Here is a 20,211-nt window from a genome sequence, read left to right as displayed (position 1 = left end):
AAAGGATTGTAGCCCAGCATACTTGATATGCTGGGCTTTTATAGTAAAAATATTTACTCTACTCCTGCTACATTTACATTTAATAATTTAATAACCTTAGGACCTTCAAAGTTATTATCTTTTTGGATTTCCTTAGATAAGAACATTTCATTGTGTACTTCATTTATATTTCCAGATATGGAACCACCAGTAACTGGTGATTTCTTATCACCATCAAAATACCAAGCAAGTCTAATTTCACCACAGAAATCTCCTGTTAAATCATCTACACTAAAATCAGAAAAAGCAACTACCTCCATAAAAGGATCTTTCTTCAATTCTTCTTCAGTTTTTGTTCCTCCTGAAACAGAAATATTATTAATTGTTCCTGTTGGTTCAATATTTAAATAGTGTGCAAATCGAGTATTACTGCTGTATCTTTGTAAAATACCATCTTCTATTATAGGCACAGGTGCTAAAGGAAAACCATCGTCGTCGTAGCAGCTAGAATTTGTTGAGTTTTTCATAAAAGGGTTAAGTATCATAGTTACAGTATCACCTTTAACTTCTTCTCCCTGTAATTTTTGTCCTATTTTCCAAGTTGAGTAGCCTTGATAAACAGCGCTTGCGCTACTTAAAGTATCATAGAATGAGAAAAAGTCTTTTACAGCACCTTTAGTAAGTAATACAGATGCTTTCCCAAGAGCTGGAGTATTTTTTGCAACAGCTTTTTCTTTACTAATATTAATCATACTATTAACTTCTCCACTTATTTCTTCTGAATCAAAATCGGAAAAGTTTAGGCATCTGTAAAGTTCAACCTCTTCTCCATCTTCTTTCCAAGTTGTAATAAATTCTGTCATCACTTTATAGCGCGTATTAGAAATATCAACTCCTTCAGAATTTACAATACGTGTGTAAATCTTGTCCAAGAAGATTTCACAGGAGTTAATTCCACCTTTATCATAATTATCTGGAGCATAAAGGGCATTTGTTATCTCTCCCATCCAAAAAGGCAAGCTGCCCTTTGAAAATTCACTTTCCTCCAGTTTTATATTGGAATTTGAAGGTTTAACTAATGGATAGTATGGATTTTTAACAAATTTAGCCGCGAATGCTGCATCATTTAGTGCATTCTTTATTTCTTCATCATTCATTGTTGGATGAATACTTGCCGTAGAGGAACCTTTAAATTTAGTTCCATCTTCTTCAAAATCCTTATAAACAGTCACTTTAAAATGATGCACATTTTTAGCTCTATCCATATCAATGGATTTTTTTAAGAAAAAAAGTTCATTGGACTCTATTTTAGTTTCAGCAATCTTATATCCATCAATATCTTTATTCTCTATTAGAAGTTGTTTAATTTTATCAATCATTATCCTAACCTCACTTTCGCTTTAATATAAGGTCCTCCATCTGAAACCTTTACTAACTCTTTATATCCTTTACCACAAAAGCCTGAACCTTCTAATCTAACCTCATCAGAAACCATTGAAATAGAGTTTAATAAATCAGGTACATATCCTGTCATGATTACAGGCGAAATAAGTTCTCCTGTAAGTTTTCCATCTTTTATCTCTCTTCCTAGAAGGGCTATACATTGAATACCCCAATTTTTGGGATCTTCCATACCGCTCATTACAGTCTCTAAAAGATAACCATGTTTTATAGAAGCAATCATATCCTCAACTTTATCTTTTCCTGATTCAAAAAAGGTATTTGTCATTCTAGCATATGCTTTTCTCTCAAAGGATTCTCTCTTTCCATTACCAGTTGGTTTAGTTCCTAATTTCATTGCAGATAATAAATCTGATATTCCTGTTTTTAAGATACCATTATTAATAATAACTGTATCTGTTCCAAGTGTACCTTCATCATCAAAATAGTAAGAAGACATGTGTTTAGCTGCTGCGGCACCATCATGCATAGTAGTTAATGTAGAAGCTACTTGCTTATCAATATATTCAGCACCTTTTGCTCTGTCTTTAACAAACATGTCCATTTCTACTCCATGACCAAAAGCCTCATGAGCAATAAGCCCTGAAATTTCTGGAGAACAAATAACTTCATATTCTCCTGGTTCAACAGGTTTTGCGTCTAAAAGGTTTATACTTTCATCTACTACCAATTTAAAAGCTTCTTTCATTTCATCTAATAACTCAATTCCCTTCAAACCAGAAAAACCTTTATAGTAATACTTTGTATTATCATCTTTTCTAGCTAGTGAGAATAGACCACCTTCACTAATCATATATGCTTGTTCTAAATTTTTTTTATTTGACATGAAAACTTTAGAAATTTTAACTGCACTGTATTTAGCAGAAAAATTGGCAATCATATCTGAATATGCTAGTGCTTCATCTTTTATATCTGTTAAAACCTTAAGAATTTCTTCAGCGCTAACTTCATCTGGATTAACAATAATCTCACCAAAATAACTTCCCTCAATTTCATCTTCATTTATAACTTTGTATGAATTCATAGAAATATCTCTAGAAGTTTTATTTAATTTAGCCTGAATATCTTCTATTATAGTGTTTAAATTATTCTCATGGATTTCATTGAATGAATACTCCGAGTAATTAACTCCATTATGTATTCTAAGTACAAATCCTCTTTCACCTAAAAATGAATCATTTACACTAACCCCTGTTTTACTAACTTGATATTCTTTTCCTCTGCAGTCTGTACCTAAAACTGAAACATACTCATAAGTATCTGATAACATATCAATTAATTTCTTTATAAGTGGCTTCTTATTTACTAAAAATTCTGAAATTTTAACCGGCATTTATCTTCCCCCTTTTTGAATATACAATAATAGAGAATTTATATTCTCTAACCATTCTAATTATATACTATTTTACCAATATTTACATACAAAGATTGGAATATTCAAAAATGTTTAATAAATAAATGAAAAATGCATTGAAAAGTTATTTTATAAGGATTACAACTTTGAGTTTTAATCTTATACTAATATTTCAATGCATTTTTTACATTTAACTTAAATGATTACTGAAACTCGTTATGTTTTGAAGTAACTTCTTTTTTAACATCTTTTTTTATATTTTTTAATGTTTCAACTCTTCTAGCATTTTTAGCTTCTAATGCACTTTTCATTTCCTCATCATCTGTTCTATTAATCAATTCTTCAGTCTCATGATAATTTTCTAGAGTTTTTTCAACTTTATATTGTATTGAATTTACATCATTTGATATGTTATCTTTATTGTTTTTCATAGCTTTTCTCTCCTTTGTAGAAATTAAATTTTAGTGTATTTTATTATTTACAAATAAGAGTATTTTTATTATTTCTCTGGTTATGGATGTTTTTAAGCAGAATGATTCACATAACTAATATAGTTTGACAATTAAAATACAGATGCAATATACCACAGATTCAATTATTTACTGTTTATTGTGAAAGAAAATTAAAAAAAAAACAATCAGTTTATTTCATTTAGTTATAAAGATAGCATAAAAAATCAAAACCTGTGAAATGAAATATGTAATAATTTATCATATGTTAAATAATAAACAAACTTATTCATAATAATTATGCTACTAATTAAGTTTTAAGAGGTAGGAATATTAGTGAGGAGAAGATAAGAATGGAAGAAAATAGAAATCTGCAAGATTATGAATTTACGAGTGAACAGTATGCACAATTGGATGAGATAATAGACAAATTTGGAAATAGTCAAAAAAATTTAATTCCAATGCTAGAAAAAATTCAACAAATTCTTGGGTTTATACCTGTATCTGTACAAGAAAGAATAGCTCAAAAAACAGGTATTCCTGAAAATGATATTTATGGTGTAGTATCCTTTTATTCATATTTCACAATGAAACCTAGAGCTAGACATAGAATTCAGTTGTGCCTTGGTACAGCTTGTTATGTTAAAGGTGGAAAAGAAATTGCTGAAACTATTGAAAAAATGTTGAATATTAAGCAGGGTGAGAATACACCTGATGGAAGGTTTATGTATGAAGAAGCAAGATGTTTTGGAACATGTGGGTTAGCACCTGTTATGGCGATAGATGGAAAAGTTTATGGAAAAGTAAAAGTTGAAGATTTAGAGGAAATATTAAGTCAGTATAAATAAGAGAGGTGATTAATGTGTTAATAAAAGAATGGGCTGATTTAGAAAATATAAAGGAAAAATCAATTGTTAAACAAAGGTTAAATAAAGATGGAAAAAGGGCAAGAATTACAGTACATATGAGTACTTGTGGGATAGCTTCTGGTGCAAATGATGTTGTTAATTCTTTTAGAAGTCTATTAAAAGAAACAAAAGAAAAGAACATAGAAATTAAAACAACAGGATGTATTGGTATATGTTCTAAAGAACCATTGATTACAGTAGAAATTGCTGATCAAGAGCCTATTATATATGAAAATGTTAATGAAGAGAAGGCTAAACAGATATTTCATTCACATGTGAAAAATGGGGACATTTTGAGTGAATATGCTTTTGTAAGAGGTAAAGAAAGTGAAATAGAAGAAAGGATGAATAATGGAGGGGGAATTCCAGGACAACAAGCCGTAAATAACCCTATTAAAGCAATTGAAGAAGTACCATTTTTCAATCTTCAGAAGAGAATAGTAGTAAGAAATAGAGGTGCTATTGATCCGTATAAAATAGATGATTATATTGCTAGAGATGGATATAAGGCAGTTTATAAGGCATTAAGAGAGATGGATAGTTCTAATATTATTGATACTATATTAGAATCAGGCCTAAGAGGAAGAGGTGGAGCTGGATTCCCTACTGGTCTTAAATGGAATTTCGCTTCAAAAGCACAAACTGATGATAAATATGTTATTTGTAATGCGGATGAGGGAGACCCAGGTGCATACATGGATCGAAGCGTACTTGAAGGAGATCCTCATTCTATTATAGAGGGAATGATAATAGCTGCAAGAGCTATAAATGCAACAAAGGGATTTATTTATTGTAGAGCAGAATATCCATTAGCTGTAGAAATATTATCAAAAGCTTTATCACAAGCTAGAGCATATGGATTGTTAGGCAATAATATTCTAGGAACTAATTTTAGTTTTGATATTGAAGTTTATGAAGGAGCAGGAGCATTTGTATGTGGTGAAGAAACAGCGCTAATTCATTCCATAGAGGGTAAAAGGGGTAATCCTAGATTGAAAATCCCTTATCCTGTAGAAAAAGGGGCATTTAATAAGCCTACACTTATAAATAACGTAGAAACACTTGCGAACATTGCGCCTATTATAATAAATGGTAGTCAGTGGTTTGCAGAGATTGGAACTGAAAAGAGTAAAGGGACAAAAGTCTTTTCTATTACAGGAGATATAGTAAATGTTGGATGTGTCGAAGTTCCTATTGGAACATCAATAAGAACTGTTATAGAGGATATCGCGTGTATTGCAGAGGGCGACAAAAATATTAAAGCGGTTCAGCTTGGAGGACCTTCTGGTGGGTGTCTACCTGCTGAGTATTTTGATACTGTTTTAGATTATGAATCACTTCAACAACTGGGTACTATTATGGGCTCAGGAGGAATGATTGTAATGAATGATGATAAATCAGTAGTGGATCTTGCACGTTTCTTTATGCAATTTTGTGAAAGTGAATCTTGTGGGAAATGTATACCTTGTAGAGAAGGAACTAGACAAATGGTAAATATTTTAAATAAGATTTGCCAGGGAAATGGAAAAAAAGAAGATATAGATAACCTTGAAGATTTAGCAAATGTGGTGATAAAGTCATCTCTGTGCGGGTTAGGAAAAACAGCATCAAATCCAGTTTTAAGTACTTTAAATTATTTTAGAAATGACTATGAAGCACTTGTTAAATAGGTTAATTAATCCCAAAGGAAGTGATAAGTATGATATTTACAAATTCTTTTAAATATGAAGATATAATAAGTAAAATAGATAAAGAAAAAGACTCGATTACTATAGTTGGATGTAATGGATGTGTACGTACTTCTGGAGCTGGAGGTCCAGAAAAAATGAAAGAGCTTGCATTAAAATTAAGGAATGATGGATATAATGTGTTAGATGGTTATATGTTGCCAGCTGCATGTGTTGAACCATACATTCATAAGGCAAAGTTATCTTTTGATGTAAATACAGTTATTGCCTTAAGTTGTTCTGCTGGCTTTTTTAACATGAAGAATAATTTTTCTCATGTTAAAGTTGTAGAATCTGTGGAGGATATCGGACTTTTTGTAGCAGATGCAAATACAGAAATCATAAAAGTTGTAATGCCTTATGAAAAACATAAGGACAAACTAGGAGAAGAATATATTATGGGTACAGACGGAAAAGATAAATTGGTAGAAAAACAAATAGCTATGGATTTGGAGGTCTAGCAAATGATAGTATCAGTACGTAAACTAAGCTATGATGATTTGAAAAATAAGTTGGATTTAAATGATAAAATACTACTATGGAGTTGTAATGCTTGTATAGCTCTTTGTGGAGTAGGAGGTACAGATAATCTAAACCTTCTAGAAGAAATGCTTACTGCAGATGGGTATGAAGTAATAGGAAAAGAACTAATAAGCATAGGATGTATATATTCTTTAGTACAAGAACGTATAAACAATCCAAATAAAAAAGATTTATTTGATAAAGCAACAACTATAATTACATTAACATGTGAAGATGGGGCTGAAATACCAAAATATCTTTTAAAAGAAAATAAAGTTATTTGTGTAGCTAAAACTGTAGGAGTTGGAAACTATACTGAGGATAAGGGAATGGTATTAACTTCACCTTTTGAGTGGACTGGTTTTGAAGCAAGTGAAGAAGGATATGATATTTCACAAATATCAGAAAGAATGGAATTATATCCATCGTTTTTTAATGAAAGTGAAGATGCAATTAATATCAATAAAGATTTGATAAAAGTTACGATTAATGGTAAGGAATGCAGCGTAAAAAATGGTACAACCATTATGAAAGCTGCTAAGGCTAATGGTTTTAAAATACCTCATTTATGTGCTCATCCTGATATGACAGCAGATGCTAATTGTAGGCTATGTTTGGTAAAAGTAGAAGGACAAAAAGAGTTGATTCCTGCATGTGCAGCAAGTGTAACAAATAATATGAAAATTATTACTCACGATAAAGAATTAAATCATATTCGAAAAACTATACTTGAGTTGTTGTTGGCTACAAATGAGCATAATTGCTTAACATGCTTTAAGGGAAATGCAACTGTTTTAGGGTCATGTGAATTACAAGGTTTAATACGTGAATTTGGAATCCAAAATACAAGATTTGAACAAAACAAAGAAAAAGTATCTGTTGATAGCACAAGTCCTATACTTAATTATGATCAAAATAAATGTATTCTGTGTGGAAGATGTGTACGTGCTTGTAGAGAAATTGCTGGAAAAAGTAACATGGGTTTTGCAAATAGAGGGGCTAAGACATTTGTAGCTATAGGAGCAAATAAGAAATTTAATCAGAGTGCATGCGTTGAATGTGAAGCGTGTATTGGGGTATGTCCTACAGGAGCTATTACTGAAAAAATCACACATTATTCAGGAGAAGAATGGGAAGGAAGGTTGGTATACCAATCTTAACAGATAATATAAATTATTTTATCACAGTATTTTAAAATGTATCCCTATTACTAGACATAAATAATAAGTCCAGTAATAGGGATTAATTATAATTTAAAAATGATTAATAAATACAAAATTTACTTCTTTAATAGAGGAAAAGAAGTCTATAATATAAAGATAGCACAAAATATCAAAAAAAGTTCATTATAATATGAAATAATTTATTGTATATTAATTAACAAATGATCTAATTAAAGTGTAAAATTTGACGTATGTTGTTAAGTTCAGAATCAATATAGATATTTTAAACTCAAAGAAGAAAGGAGCTAAATTCATATGGATTATTATTCTTGTATTCAGAAATCACTAGATTTTATTGAAGATAATCTCATAAAAGATATAGCTTTGAAAGAAGTAGCAGAGGCAGGTGGTTTTTCATTATATCATTTTCAAAGAATATTTAAAGCATTGACAGGAGATAGTTTAAGAGAATATATAAGGAAAAGAAGACTAACTGAAGCTTCTTTTGAGTTATTATATACAAATACAAGGGTTATTGAAATAGCAATGAAATATCATTTTGGTTCTCAAGAATCTTTTACAAGGGCATTTAAAAAGGTTTATAATAAGACTCCAGGTAAATACAGAAAAGAAAATAAAAATATTACTTATTATCATAGGAATATAATTAATGTTGATAATATGAAGCATATAACTCAGAATATTGAAGTAGTTTATCATTCAATCATTGAAAAGGAAATAATGGTAGTTGGAGTTGAGTATACTGAACAATATAATATTATTACTTTTAATAAAATGCTTAAGGATTTTATTAGTAGAAAAGATTTAATAAAAAATGTTGTTGATCCTAATATGATAACAGGGATTTGCTATTCAGATGTATCTGATTTTTATCCTGAAAAACAAGTTAACTATATGTTTTGCACAGAGGTTAGAGATTTTAAAGATATACCTAAAGGTATGATCGGAAAACTCTTACCGAGAAGAGATTACTTAGTATTTATTCATAAGGCATCACGGGAAAAAATGGATGATACATTTAATTATATATATGGAAGCTTTTTACCTAAATCGGGTTATGAGTTATTAGAAGGTGACGATTTAATAATATTTGACTACAAAAATGATAATGAAAGCAGATTATATATACCCATAAAAACATAGAATAAAGCTAACTCAATATAAACCATGTTTATTCTCTCAAGACTCTCAGTCAGGGGGAATTTTTTGTTAATTGCATTTATTAAATTGAGGAAACAAATGTATTCTTTAAAGTTTATGATACTCAGAATAATTTATATGTCTGAAAATTTTCCAAGAAGAATTCAGTACTATTGAAGATAATTTAGCTGAGGTATTTTTTATTGATGCAGTACAGCGACGAACAGATATTGTTATTCCAGAGGTGGTTTATTCAAACACAGGAGATGGTATTATAACAATTGAGTCTAAATACACTTCAACAATAAAACGAGTTGCTTTATATAAATGGATTGAGGGAAAAGATTTTCATGGTTGTGAAACAGCAGAATGGTTTTATAAACTAGGTATATTAACAGCTAAGCTTCATGAGGGAACTAATAAATTAAACATACCTAAAAATTTATCTCCAAAATCATGGAAAGAAGTATTTTATTATAATGGTGAAGTTGGTGTGTATAAAGAAGAAAAATATCAAAAATTTTTAAATGAAGAGTATCATAAAGTGATGGATTTTATTATTCCTTATCTTAATGAAAGACTTCCACAATATTATCAGACAGGTGAGTCACAGTTAATTCATGCAGATTTAAATCCTTGGAATATTAAAATCTATAAAAATGAATTGAGATTACTTGATTTTGAAGAAGCTATGCTTGGGTATCCAATTCATGATTTTGCAATTATGCTCTTCTATTACAGATATGATCAAAACTTTAATTGCAATGATGTCAAAAGAGATTACTTTGAAGGATACAATTCTATTAGAGCTTTACCTGAATTTGATGAATATGATTTAGAATTACTTATGACTGCTCGAAGAGTTAATTTTTTAAATTATGTTTTACAAATTCATGAGAATCCAAGTATAATTATTCTATATTTAGTGCTAAAAGAGATGAAGCTGTAGATAATAAATATTAAAAATATGTAAGAATAGAAAAATATTATGAAGAGATTAAAAGAAGTTTTACTTAGATAATGTAGATGCAAATAAAACAAATTCTTCTATAACAATGATGTATTTAAAATTACATTACCCAAGTTAAATAAAGAGAAGAATACAAAGAGAAAATAGATGTATAGTTAAACTTAACACTTTCTAGATAAGTCTGAATATTAATAATTTTTATTTTTTTATAAGCACGTATAACGTGCTTTTTTATTTATTCTTTGTAGAAATTAATAGATATTTAAAATAATATTTAATTAAATTAAGTGACTAATTTGTAATATAAGGTAAAATTGTTTTAATATCGAAAATATGATAAAATTATTTACATATATATATAATTAAAGAAGAAATTTGTAGTTAAGGGGGGAAAAGATAATTCTGATTCTTGCTCTTTAAGAGAAAGAGTTTTAAAGAAAAAAATAAAAAACTCAGAAGAAGTCAGAAGATTATGAATCAATATTGAAAAGTAAGGGGGGTATTTAATGGGCAAAAACATTAAAAAAATTATTGCAATATCATTAGTTGGCTTTAGTTTGTTTTTTTCTGGTTGTTCAAAAGCTGAGAAGGAAAGCAATACTTCCGCTACTTTATTGTCTAATTTAGAGTCACTGAACTACAAGACATTTAAAGTAGATAAAGGAGAAATAGTACAGGAACATAAATGTTTTGGAAATATTGAGTCATTAAATCGACATATATTATTTTCAAAGGTTCCTGGTGCCAGACTAGAAGAAAGATATGTTAAAAGTGAATCAAAGGTAAAAAAGGGTGACATAATTGCAAAATTATATTCAGTAGATTTAGAAGATGAAATTGAATTACAGAAATTAACTGTACAAGTTGCAGAAATAAATTTTGAAAAATTAAATAATGAAGATGCCGACAAATATGAAAAGAAATTAGCAGAAGTTACTTTAGAGTATCAAAGAAAAAAATTGGCTCAGCTTCTTAAAAAGGAAGAGGGGTTAACTTTTTATAGTCCTATAGATGGTGTTATAACAAGAATGATAACCTATCAAAAAGGTGATGAAATAAAAGAAGATGATAAAGTAGCAGTAATAGATGATACTGATAATATAGTTTTATGTTCTAGTATTGGGGAATCAGTGGAAAAATATTTCTTAGGTATGGATGCAATAATTACTCATAAAGGAATGGAATATTCTGGAATAGTAACCAAAATAGATAAAGACATAATAATAAGTGGAGTAAAATCATCACAAGTTTTTATTGAATTTAAAGATAAAAAACCCCATGAATTAGAAATAGATGAAGCACTGTATTTTAAGGTAATTGGAGAAAAAAAGGAAAATGCTCTTAGAATACCTTCTGAATGTTTGTACGATGCTTTTGATTACAAGTATGTATTTGTTCTGGAAAATGGAATGAAACTTAAAAGGAATGTAGAAGTAGGTATGGTTACAGATGAATATGTGGAGATTATTTCAGGACTTAAGGAGAATGAAGAAGTTATTTATAAGATAGAAGAGAGGTAATTTATCTTAATTTTAATTATATGATTATGATAAATAATATTGAAACAATATTTTAATCCCAATAGTGGTAATTTAAGAAGGGGGAGGGATTTAATTGTCTGTTGTATTAAGAACACAAGATTTATGTAAAACATTTAAATTAGGTTCTGATGAAGTGCATGCTTTGAAATCAGTAAATATTGAAATACATGAAGGTCAATTGACAATCTTAAAAGGAAGATCTGGATCTGGAAAAACAACACTTATTAACTTGTTAGCAGCGATGGATGATCCAACTTCTGGAAAGATATTTCTGAGGAATGAAGATATTTCTAAGTATTCATCTTATGAAAAGGATAAGTTAAGAAGAAAAAAGATTGGTCTTTGTTTTCAGTCGGGAGGGTTAATATCTACTTTAACTGCGCAGGAGAATATAGAGTTAGGCTTAAGAATAGCCGATTATCCTAAGAAAACAAGAGAGCAAAGAATTAAAGAATGTTTGGATTTAGTTGGTTTATCTAAGCGCAGCGCACAATTCCCTTATGAATTATCAGGGGGAGAAGCGCAAAGAATAGCAATAGCAAGAACAATAGCATGTAATCCAGAAATCATTTTTATGGACGAGCCAACTTCAGCACTAGATACTACAACAGCACTAAAAATCGTTAAGGTATTAAAGGAATTGGTTGAAAAAAATAATAGCACAATTGTAATGACAACCCATGATCCTAACATGATAGATATTGCAGATAGGGTATACGAATTAAGTGATGGAGTGATAATTAATGGTTAAAGAAAAAGAAAAGAAAAATTATGTTATTGATTGTGAAAATCTTATAAAAATATATAAAACAGAGGAATTTGAGGTTGTAGCATTACAGGGAATGGATCTGCGTATTGAAGAAGGTGAATTTACAGCTATTATAGGAAATAGTGGAAGTGGAAAATCTACTCTATTGAATATGATAGGAGGATTAGATAAAGCAAGTGCAGGAAAGCTGATTGTAGATGGGAAGGATTTATTTAAATTAAATGAAGAGCAATTAATAAAATATAAAAGGGATTCTGTCGGCTTTGTATGGCAAAATAATGCTAGAAATTTATTGCCATATTTGACTGCAATGGAAAACATTGAGTTAGTATTAAGTTTAAAAAAGGAAATTAGAAATGAAAAACTGTTAAGTAATAATCGTAGTATTAATGTAAAAAATAGAGTACAGAATGGATTTAAAAATTATTTTAGAAGTTCTAACAATAGGGCTAGAGCATTAGAACTGCTGGAAATGGTTGAGCTTTCTCACAGAAAAAATAATAGATTATTTGAACTTTCAGGAGGTCAACAACAAAGGGTGGCTATTGCTATTGCATTAGCTAATAATCCTAAAATTCTTTTGGCAGATGAACCAACAGGCTCTGTAGATACGAAGACTTCAGATAAAATTTTCAGTATATTAAGAAAATTAAATGAGGAAATGAATCAGACAATCTTAATTGTTACTCATGATAGAAGTTTGGCTAAGAAAGTTGATAGAGTTATATCTATTAGTGATGGAAGAACTAACAGTGAATTCATTAGAAATAGAAGTTATGCTGATAGGATAGGGGAAATAGGTTCTAACTTTGAGGAAAATGATGATACTCATGACGAATATGCTGTAGTTGATAGAATAGGAAGGCTTCATTTACCTAAAGATTATATTGAAAAAATGAATTTGAAAAACAATAGGCTTAGAGTAAGAAAAAATGATGATGAAATAATACTATTTAAATAGATAGGGGGATGATCTAATGAGAAAAAACATAAAAAAGATCATAACGATTGCAATGATTTGTTCTACCATGGTTTTTACAGGGTGTAACATATTCCCAGAAGAAGATAAAGGTATGGTTCCAATATTATCTAAAACAAATAAAGTTGAATATAGAACATACAAAGTAGATAAAGGAGATATTTATATAGAAGATCAAGGGTATGGTATTGCTAAGTCTTTGAATAGACATGTTCTATACTCAAGTATGTCAGGTGGAAGATTAAAAAATGTATATTTTAATCAAGGAGACATGGTTAAAAAGGGAGATGTAATCGCTGAATTATACTCAGAGGGTATTGAAGATGAGATTGAATTACAGGAATTAAATGTACAAGTTGCTCAGATAAAATATGACAAATTAAAAAGTGAAAATGCTAAAGAATATGAACAAAACTTAGCCCATGTAACTCTTAAGTATGAAACTAAAAAATTAGATCAAATGATTAGAAAAAGAGATAGTTTTAAGTTCTCTAGCCCAATTGATGGGATTATAACTAAAGTTACAGATTTCCAAAGAGGAAAGGAAATGATATCAAGCGATATAATTGCTGTAGTTGATGGAAGTGATGAGATAGTAATTCATGCAACGAAAATTAAAAATACATCTGATTTATATTCAGAAGGGATGGCAGCAATAATTACTTATAGTGGACATGAATATCCAGGAGAAGTACTTAAAGTAGAAAAGAACAAAAATGGGACAAGTGCTTTTATAAAGTTTAAGGATGAAATACCTGAAGGATTAAAGTTAGATAAAAATATAAGTTATAGGGTTGTTGGAGAAAAAAAGGAAGAGGTTATTAGAATACCTAATCAAGCGTTATTTAATTCATCAGACTATCATTATGTATTTGTACTTGATGGTGGAGTTAAAGTTAGAAAAATTGTAGAAGTAGGAATGATTACAAATAAATATGTGGAAATTATTTCAGGACTTGATGAAAATGAACTAGTCATTTTAAAGTAGAGGTGATTAACTTGTTAGTAAGAGTTATAAGGAAAATAATTAAAAATAAGTGGTTATATTTTTCATTATGTTTAGGAGTAATCTTATCTATTATGGTTGTTACAATAGTACCTATGTTTTCAAGGGCAGTTCAGGATAGATTATTAAAAAGAAATATGGATGAATATAGCCATATATTTAAACAACATTCTGGAAGTGTTAATTATACATTTAATAAATTCTCACCTTCAGAATTAGATAAATTACAAAATGAAACAAAAGAAGTTACTAAGGAATTCAAATTACCTATTATTTCAGAAAAAAGAGTACTTGAATCAGAGAGAATGTCATTCTGGCCTAAGGAAGTTGACTTAATTAACAATATAAGGGAGTCATACTTAGGGTTTAAAGTTGTTTCTCTAAAAAATATTGAAGATAATATTGAAATAGTTAAAGGGAGAGTATACTCACAAGAGGGAGAGGAAAATGGAGTCTTTGAGGTAATAGTTGATGAAAAGACTTTTAATAGTAGGAATCTATCTCTTAATACGTTATATTCTACAACTTTTGATGGAGATGTTACAGAATCAATTAGAAAAATTGATGATGAAAATTTAAGAAATAACTGTCTTTCTAATTTTAAGATAGTAGGTGTATTTAGAATCAAAGAAAATAACTTTTGGTTAAAAGGTGATTGGGATTTATGGTACTCAGCATTAATTATGAATGAAAAAAATCATTTAGCTATGATAAAAGAAAATGATTTTTCACAGCATAAATTTATTAATGAGTATTATCTAGACTATAGTAATATTGAATACAAAGATAAAAAAAGTATGTTAAAGACTGTTGAGAAAGTAAATACTTTATTTGCTGAAAATGGCTTAGAAGCCAGCTTTGTATTTACTAAGGTATTTAACAGTCTAAATGATAAAATGAAAGCAACAACAATAGTACTATTAATACTGTTTGTTCCAATTATTGTTATTTTGTTTTCTTATGTACTAATGGTTTCAACTATCATTGTTAATAACGATAAAACAGAAATATCATTGTTAAAAAGTAGAGGAGCAATTACAAATGATATAATAAACTCATATGTTATTCAAGGAATAATTTTGGGTGGTATAGCCATAGTAATAGGACCATTGTTAGGTAAAAATATAGTAAAGATTTTAGGGAATGCCAATGGGTTTCTTGAATTTGTTAATAGAGAGAGTTTAGCTGTAAGTATTAACTTTAGCGACTATATCTACGCTTTTATAGTTGCAATAATATTTATAATAACAATGGTATTACCAGCATACTTTGCTAGTAAGAAAACTATTGTTGAAACAAAAAGATTGAAAGGTAGAGTGAAACGAAAATCAATCTGGAAGAAGTATTTTTTAGATATAGCATTAGTAGCTTTAAGTATATATTCATTTTTTAACTTAAATATGAAGAGAGGATTACTTGAGAAAACTGCTGCTAAAGCTTCTCAAAATCCTATAGATCCTTTAATGTTCTTGATAGTAATATCTATGTGTATTGGATTTGGTTTATTATTCCTTAGAATATATCCTTATATTATAAAAGGAATATACTTGATAAGAAAAAAATCATGGGCTCCTGAAACTTATAATATTCTTTTGAATAATTGCAGAGATTCATCCAAGAAGGAATATATTATGTTGTTCTTGATTTTAACTTTATCAATAGGTATATATAATATGAATTCAGCAAGAAAAATGAATAATGATGGAATAGATAATATTTCTCACTTAATGGGGGCAGATGTTGTTCTTAAAGAAGACTGGGAATACGCTGATAATGTAAGTAACTATTTGATTGAGGAAGATTATGAAAAGTTTAAAGAGGTTTCAGGGATAGAAGAAACTGCTAAAGTGCTTAGATCCACAAGTGTAGAAATTTATAATAAGCGTAAAGGCATTTATCAGTTAGAGTTTATGTCTGTAATTCCTGAGGAATTTGGAAAGACTGCATATATGAGATCGGATTTGTTTCCAACACATTGGTATAATTATTTAAATGCATTATCTGAAAAACCATATGGAGTTTTAGTTTCTTCAAGTTTACTAGAACAAGGATTGAAAGTTGGAGATGATATAAGTATTAAATTAAAAGATACAAGCTATAAGGAGAGGGACCTAAAGGCTGCAAAAGAGGCAGAAGAAGCGTCAGCACCATTAGGCAAGCCAGACGACAGAACACCAGCATATTTTTTTGAATGTAAAATAATTGGAACATTTGATTATTGGCCAGGTTGGAATTCTAATGTGAATCCTCATATGATTGTCACAAACTATAATTATGTTTATAATTATATTAATCCAATGCCTTATGAAGTTTGGATTAAGACTACTGATGATGCATCTACAAAGGATATATTTAATGAATTACAAAATAAAGAAGCAAATATAGCTATGTATAAAACAAAACAATACTATATATCAAGCTATAAAAATAATATATTTATTCAAAGTATAAATGCATCTTATACTTTTGCATTTATTATGACTTTGCTTGTTTCATTTATTGGTTTTATAATCTTTTGGCTGCTTACAATTAGAGAGAGAGAGCTGCAATTTGGTATTTTACGCTCCTTAGGTTTAGACAAACGAAAACTATATAAAATGCTGATGATTGAACAAATACTCTCAACAGGAATAGCTATAGTTGTAGGTACAATTATAGGAAATATTGTATTTAAATTATTTAGTAATATTACTATAATGGATGAGCTTCAAGGAATGAGGGTATTACCTGATCTTATTCAAACTTTATCAAGTGATTATGTTAAGCTATATAGTATCTTAGGTATAATGATAGTAGTAGTTATGATAATAATTGTTACTTATATCTCAAGATTAAAAATAGACCAGGCAGTAAAATTAGGAGAAGATTAAAGTTAAATATAGCCCCTCTGAGAATTAATCACAGAGGGGCTTTTGTATTACTCTCTAATCTGTCCTTCGCCATAGATGATATATTTAATTGTTGTAAGTTCATTAAGTCCCATTGGGCCTCTTGCATGGAGTTTTTGAGTACTAATACCAATTTCAGCACCGAAGCCAAATTGACTACCATCAGTAAATCTAGTGGATGCATTAACATATACAGCAGCAGCATCCACTTCTTTTAAGAATCTTTGAGCATTTAAATAATCATTAGTTATGATGGCTTCTGAATGGTTTGAACCATATTTATATATATGATCTATAGCTTCATCCAATGAGTCTACAACTTTAATTGGTAAGATTAAATCAAGAAACTCAGTAGACCAATCTTCTTCTGATGCACTAGTTATATTCGGTAGTATTATTTGGCTTTTAGGACATACTTTTAATTCCACGCCTAAAGAACTAAGAGTTTTTTCGAGTTTTGGTAATAATTTTGATGCTATATCATTATGTACTAGTAAAGTTTCTAAAGAATTACAAACAGCAGGTCTATGAGTTTTTGCGTTTATTATTATTCTTTCTGCCATATCAAGGTTAGCTTTTTCATCAACATATATGTGACAGTTTCCAACCCCTGTTCTGATTACTGGAACTGTAGCATTTTTTATTACTAGGTTTATAAGACCAGCGCCTCCTCTTGGGATAAGTATATCTATATATTCATTTAACTTCATCATGGTATTTACTGCTTCTCTATCAGTAGTTTCAATAAGTTGGATACATCCTTCAGGTAAACCTGATTCTATAGCTGCTTTTGAAATAATTTTGGAAAGTGCGATGTTTGAATGGATAGCTTCAGATCCACCCCTCAAAATAACAACATTTCCAGATTTTACACAAAGGGCGGCTGCATCAACTGTTACATTAGGTCTTGCTTCATAAATCATACCTATAATACCAAGAGGAACCCTAATTTGACCTATTTGAAGATTATTTGGAGTTTTCCACATTTTCAATACTTCTCCTAAAGGATCTGAAAGAGAAGCTACATTTTTTAGGCCTTCTGCCATTTCATTTATTCTTTTATCATTTAAAAGGAGCCTATCTAGCAACGCTTTTGAAAATCCTTTGTTTCTACCATTTTTCATATCTTTATCATTTTCTGAAATAATCATTTCTTTATTACATATCAGAGCCTCAGCCATTGAAAGAAGCGCATTATTCTTTACATCTGTACTTAGAGTTGCCATTTTTCTAGAAGCTTTTTTAGCTGATTTCCCCTTTTCTATTAAAGATAAATTAATATCCATATTACTCTTCCTTTCCATCAGGATAATTTCTATTTACTATTACTAAATTATTAGCATGTATAACTTCATCATAACTTTTATAACCTAGATTTTCTCTAATTGATGATGAATTAGTTCCCTTGATTTGATCAATGTCAAAAGAAGTATAATTTGTTATACCACGAGCAACTTCAAGTCCATTAGAATCAATAACAGATATAATTTCTCCTTTGCTAAAAGTCCCCTGAACATAATTAATCCCAGCAGGAAGTAGACTTTTACGATTGATAACTAAAGCTTCTCTTGCACCATCATCTATTATTACTTTTCCTTTTGGAGTAGCATTATATGCAAGCCAGTATTTTTTACTTTGAAGAGTATTTTTTCTACCTTCAAAATAAGTACCAATATCATCACCATCTATAATTTTATTGAGAACGTTAGGTATAGAGCCATTTGCAATAATGACTGAAGCACCCGAAGGAATAGAGAGTTCTGCTGCTTTTATTTTGGTTATCATACCTCCTGTTCCAAAGCTTGAACCTGCTTCCCCAGCCATAGATTTTATTTCTTTTGTAATTTTCTGTACATTTTTAATCAACTTAGCCTCTGGATTTATTTTAGGATTAGAGTCGTATAAACCATCAATATCAGTAAGAAGTATTAGTAAATCTCCTTCAATTAAATTAGTTACCATAGCTGATAAAGTGTCATTATCGCCAAATTTTATTTCATCAATAGCAACAGCATCGTTTTCATTAACAATAGGGATAATATCTCTATCTAATAATGTAAAAAATGAATTTCTCGCATTTAAAAAACTAGTACGATTAGATATAACATCTTTGGTTAATAATATTTGAGCCACTGATTTACCATATTCTGAGAATAACTTATTGTACATGTGTAACAGAATACCTTGTCCGATAGCAGCAGCTGCCTGCTTTTCAGGAATAGTCTTTGGTTTACTTTTAAAGCCTAGTTTACCCATACCAGCACCTATAGCACCAGAGGTTACTAGAACAACTTGAATACCTTTATTATGAATATTTGATAATTGTCGTACTATACCTTCAATACGATCTAAATTTAATAATCCAGTTGAATGAGTTAAAGTTGATGTTCCTATTTTAACAATTACTCTTTTAAGTGCTATTAAACAATCTTCTCTTTTTTGTGTCATTATAGATGGACTATCAATTGAAAGTCCTCCCTCCTTTGAATTAATATAAATAATTTACTTAATTTATTTTAGCTGAATATTGTACAAAATATACGACAATATAAAGATATTATTTAAAGGCATTATAGTAATTATGGAAAAAATAAGATTATAATTGTTCTCAAGGAATATATTTACAAAAAAAGCTTAAACGTTTATAATATGGGTAATACCTGTATAGAGGAAATGTGAATTATAAAAGAGAGGTTAAAAAGACTTAGATGATTACAGTACATATCTGTTAATAAAAAATTTATTAAAGGAGTGAAATCATGGGGTATAAAAATTTTTTTTGGGCCTTTATTTTTCTTTTTGATTTTAGAATTGGCGGGTTTGATATTTTACCAGATATTATAGCATATATTCTATTTTATTCAGGATTAAATAAATTATCAGATAGGAATGAGAATTTTGCTAAAGGTAAAGTATTTGCAATACCTTTAATTTTCTTGTCAATCTTTGATATTTATCAAGTAAGGGTTCCATTCAATGAGATAGGAAATGTTTCATATGGAGGAGTTTTAATTTTACTAGGAATAGTTCATACAATAATTAATCTGATGATGATTTATAGAATTTGTATGGGTATAGCTGAGGAAGCTAGATTGAATAGTGATTATGATCTTGAAGAGAAAGCTCTTAAAAGATGGAAGTTATATTTAATTGTTAATATTGCTTTATATGTATTGATGATATTACCTATTCCATTATTATTGTTTGTAATATTAATTATTTCAATAGTAAACTATTTCTTAATGTTAGGATTAATGAATATGGCATCAAATAGGTTAGAATAAATACAATAATACCCTCTGAGAGTTGTTCTCAGAGGGTATTATTATCATAT

The 20,211-nt window shown here is 29.3% G+C and carries 17 protein-coding genes; 12 read left to right on the top strand and 5 right to left on the bottom strand.

What is annotated here, in order from left to right; genetic code table 11:
- Positions 1-53: 53 nt before the first annotated feature.
- From OW730_RS18255 to OW730_RS18245, 3 genes are all read right to left on the bottom strand, one after another.
- Positions 54-1,358 (bottom strand): metallopeptidase TldD-related protein, encoded by a 1,305-nt coding sequence (locus OW730_RS18255; RefSeq protein ID WP_271225486.1) that lies wholly within the window; start codon positions 1,356-1,358, stop codon positions 54-56.
- Positions 1,358-2,773, bottom strand: a complete 1,416-nt coding sequence (locus OW730_RS18250; RefSeq protein ID WP_271225485.1) for a TldD/PmbA family protein — start codon at positions 2,771-2,773, stop codon at positions 1,358-1,360. The genes OW730_RS18255 and OW730_RS18250 overlap by 1 nt, the downstream gene beginning before the upstream one ends.
- 224 nt (positions 2,774-2,997) lie before the next feature.
- Positions 2,998-3,225 (bottom strand): small acid-soluble spore protein Tlp, encoded by a 228-nt coding sequence (locus tag OW730_RS18245; RefSeq protein ID WP_271225484.1) that lies wholly within the window; start codon positions 3,223-3,225, stop codon positions 2,998-3,000.
- A gap of 371 nt (positions 3,226-3,596) precedes the next feature.
- Here OW730_RS18245 and OW730_RS18240 point away from each other — a divergent pair, with 371 nt between their 5' ends.
- The 11 genes from OW730_RS18240 (at position 3,597) to OW730_RS18190 (ending at position 16,859) form a co-directional block, all read left to right on the top strand.
- The gene (locus OW730_RS18240) at positions 3,597-4,091 is read left to right on the top strand and encodes an NADH-quinone oxidoreductase subunit NuoE family protein (protein WP_271225483.1); all 495 of its coding nucleotides are present in this window, start codon (positions 3,597-3,599) and stop codon (positions 4,089-4,091) included.
- Positions 4,092-4,096: 5 nt separating this feature from the next.
- Positions 4,097-5,821, top strand: a complete 1,725-nt coding sequence (locus OW730_RS18235; protein WP_271225482.1) for a NuoF family protein — start codon at positions 4,097-4,099, stop codon at positions 5,819-5,821.
- 29 nt (positions 5,822-5,850) lie between these two features.
- The gene (locus OW730_RS18230) at positions 5,851-6,339 is read left to right on the top strand and encodes a hypothetical protein (protein ID WP_271225481.1); all 489 of its coding nucleotides are present in this window, start codon (positions 5,851-5,853) and stop codon (positions 6,337-6,339) included.
- A 3-nt stretch (positions 6,340-6,342) separates the two neighbouring features.
- A complete protein-coding gene (locus tag OW730_RS18225) occupies positions 6,343-7,560 on the top strand; it encodes a 2Fe-2S iron-sulfur cluster-binding protein (RefSeq protein WP_271225480.1) in 1,218 nt (405 codons plus the stop codon).
- Between the two features lie 318 nt (positions 7,561-7,878).
- Positions 7,879-8,727, top strand: coding sequence for an AraC family transcriptional regulator (locus OW730_RS18220; protein ID WP_271225479.1), 849 nt, complete (start codon positions 7,879-7,881; stop codon positions 8,725-8,727).
- A 241-nt stretch (positions 8,728-8,968) separates the two neighbouring features.
- Complete coding sequence (locus OW730_RS18215) at positions 8,969-9,673, top strand: phosphotransferase enzyme family protein (RefSeq protein WP_271225478.1); 705 nt, start codon at positions 8,969-8,971, stop codon at positions 9,671-9,673.
- Positions 9,674-10,200: 527 nt separating this feature from the next.
- Complete coding sequence (locus OW730_RS18210; protein ID WP_271225477.1) at positions 10,201-11,214, top strand: efflux RND transporter periplasmic adaptor subunit; 1,014 nt, start codon at positions 10,201-10,203, stop codon at positions 11,212-11,214.
- A 94-nt stretch (positions 11,215-11,308) separates the two neighbouring features.
- A complete protein-coding gene (locus OW730_RS18205) occupies positions 11,309-11,986 on the top strand; it encodes an ABC transporter ATP-binding protein (protein ID WP_271225476.1) in 678 nt (225 codons plus the stop codon).
- Positions 11,979-12,965, top strand: a complete 987-nt coding sequence (locus tag OW730_RS18200; protein WP_271225475.1) for an ABC transporter ATP-binding protein — start codon at positions 11,979-11,981, stop codon at positions 12,963-12,965. The genes OW730_RS18205 and OW730_RS18200 overlap by 8 nt, the downstream gene beginning before the upstream one ends.
- Before the next feature lie 16 nt (positions 12,966-12,981).
- Positions 12,982-13,971, top strand: coding sequence for an efflux RND transporter periplasmic adaptor subunit (locus OW730_RS18195; RefSeq protein WP_271225474.1), 990 nt, complete (start codon positions 12,982-12,984; stop codon positions 13,969-13,971).
- 11 nt (positions 13,972-13,982) lie between these two features.
- Positions 13,983-16,859 (top strand): ABC transporter permease, encoded by a 2,877-nt coding sequence (locus tag OW730_RS18190; protein ID WP_271225473.1) that lies wholly within the window; start codon positions 13,983-13,985, stop codon positions 16,857-16,859.
- A gap of 47 nt (positions 16,860-16,906) precedes the next feature.
- On the opposite strand, the gene OW730_RS18185 is transcribed toward OW730_RS18190, so the two are convergent.
- Entirely contained in the window at positions 16,907-18,163 is a 1,257-nt protein-coding gene (locus OW730_RS18185) for a glutamate-5-semialdehyde dehydrogenase (protein ID WP_271225472.1), read from the bottom strand.
- A gap of 1 nt (position 18,164) precedes the next feature.
- The gene (proB, locus tag OW730_RS18180; protein ID WP_271225471.1) at positions 18,165-19,325 is read right to left on the bottom strand and encodes a glutamate 5-kinase; all 1,161 of its coding nucleotides are present in this window, start codon (positions 19,323-19,325) and stop codon (positions 18,165-18,167) included.
- A 311-nt stretch (positions 19,326-19,636) separates the two neighbouring features.
- Between proB and OW730_RS18175 the strand changes: the two genes are divergently transcribed.
- Entirely contained in the window at positions 19,637-20,161 is a 525-nt protein-coding gene (locus OW730_RS18175; RefSeq protein WP_271225470.1) for a hypothetical protein, read from the top strand.
- The last annotated feature ends 50 nt before the right edge of the window (positions 20,162-20,211 follow it).

Origin of the sequence: Oceanirhabdus sp. W0125-5 (assembly GCF_027938815.1) — a bacterium.
Lineage (GTDB): Bacteria > Bacillota > Clostridia > Clostridiales > Clostridiaceae > Oceanirhabdus.
Note: the sequence above shows the minus strand (reverse complement) of the source record. Positions and strands in the feature narration are given on the sequence as shown.

Coding starts and splice junctions, on each gene's coding strand:
- OW730_RS18255 (WP_271225486.1), bottom strand. CDS start 1,358: ATGATTGATAAAATTAAACAACTTCTAATAGAGAATAAAGATATTGAT.
- OW730_RS18250 (WP_271225485.1), bottom strand. CDS start 2,773: ATGCCGGTTAAAATTTCAGAATTTTTAGTAAATAAGAAGCCACTTATA.
- OW730_RS18245 (WP_271225484.1), bottom strand. CDS start 3,225: ATGAAAAACAATAAAGATAACATATCAAATGATGTAAATTCAATACAA.
- OW730_RS18240 (WP_271225483.1), top strand. CDS start 3,597: ATGGAAGAAAATAGAAATCTGCAAGATTATGAATTTACGAGTGAACAG.
- OW730_RS18230 (WP_271225481.1), top strand. CDS start 5,851: ATGATATTTACAAATTCTTTTAAATATGAAGATATAATAAGTAAAATA.
- OW730_RS18225 (WP_271225480.1), top strand. CDS start 6,343: ATGATAGTATCAGTACGTAAACTAAGCTATGATGATTTGAAAAATAAG.
- OW730_RS18220 (WP_271225479.1), top strand. CDS start 7,879: ATGGATTATTATTCTTGTATTCAGAAATCACTAGATTTTATTGAAGAT.
- OW730_RS18210 (WP_271225477.1), top strand. CDS start 10,201: ATGGGCAAAAACATTAAAAAAATTATTGCAATATCATTAGTTGGCTTT.
- OW730_RS18200 (WP_271225475.1), top strand. CDS start 11,979: ATGGTTAAAGAAAAAGAAAAGAAAAATTATGTTATTGATTGTGAAAAT.
- OW730_RS18195 (WP_271225474.1), top strand. CDS start 12,982: ATGAGAAAAAACATAAAAAAGATCATAACGATTGCAATGATTTGTTCT.
- OW730_RS18185 (WP_271225472.1), bottom strand. CDS start 18,163: ATGGATATTAATTTATCTTTAATAGAAAAGGGGAAATCAGCTAAAAAA.
- proB (WP_271225471.1), bottom strand. CDS start 19,325: ATGACACAAAAAAGAGAAGATTGTTTAATAGCACTTAAAAGAGTAATT.
- OW730_RS18175 (WP_271225470.1), top strand. CDS start 19,637: ATGGGGTATAAAAATTTTTTTTGGGCCTTTATTTTTCTTTTTGATTTT.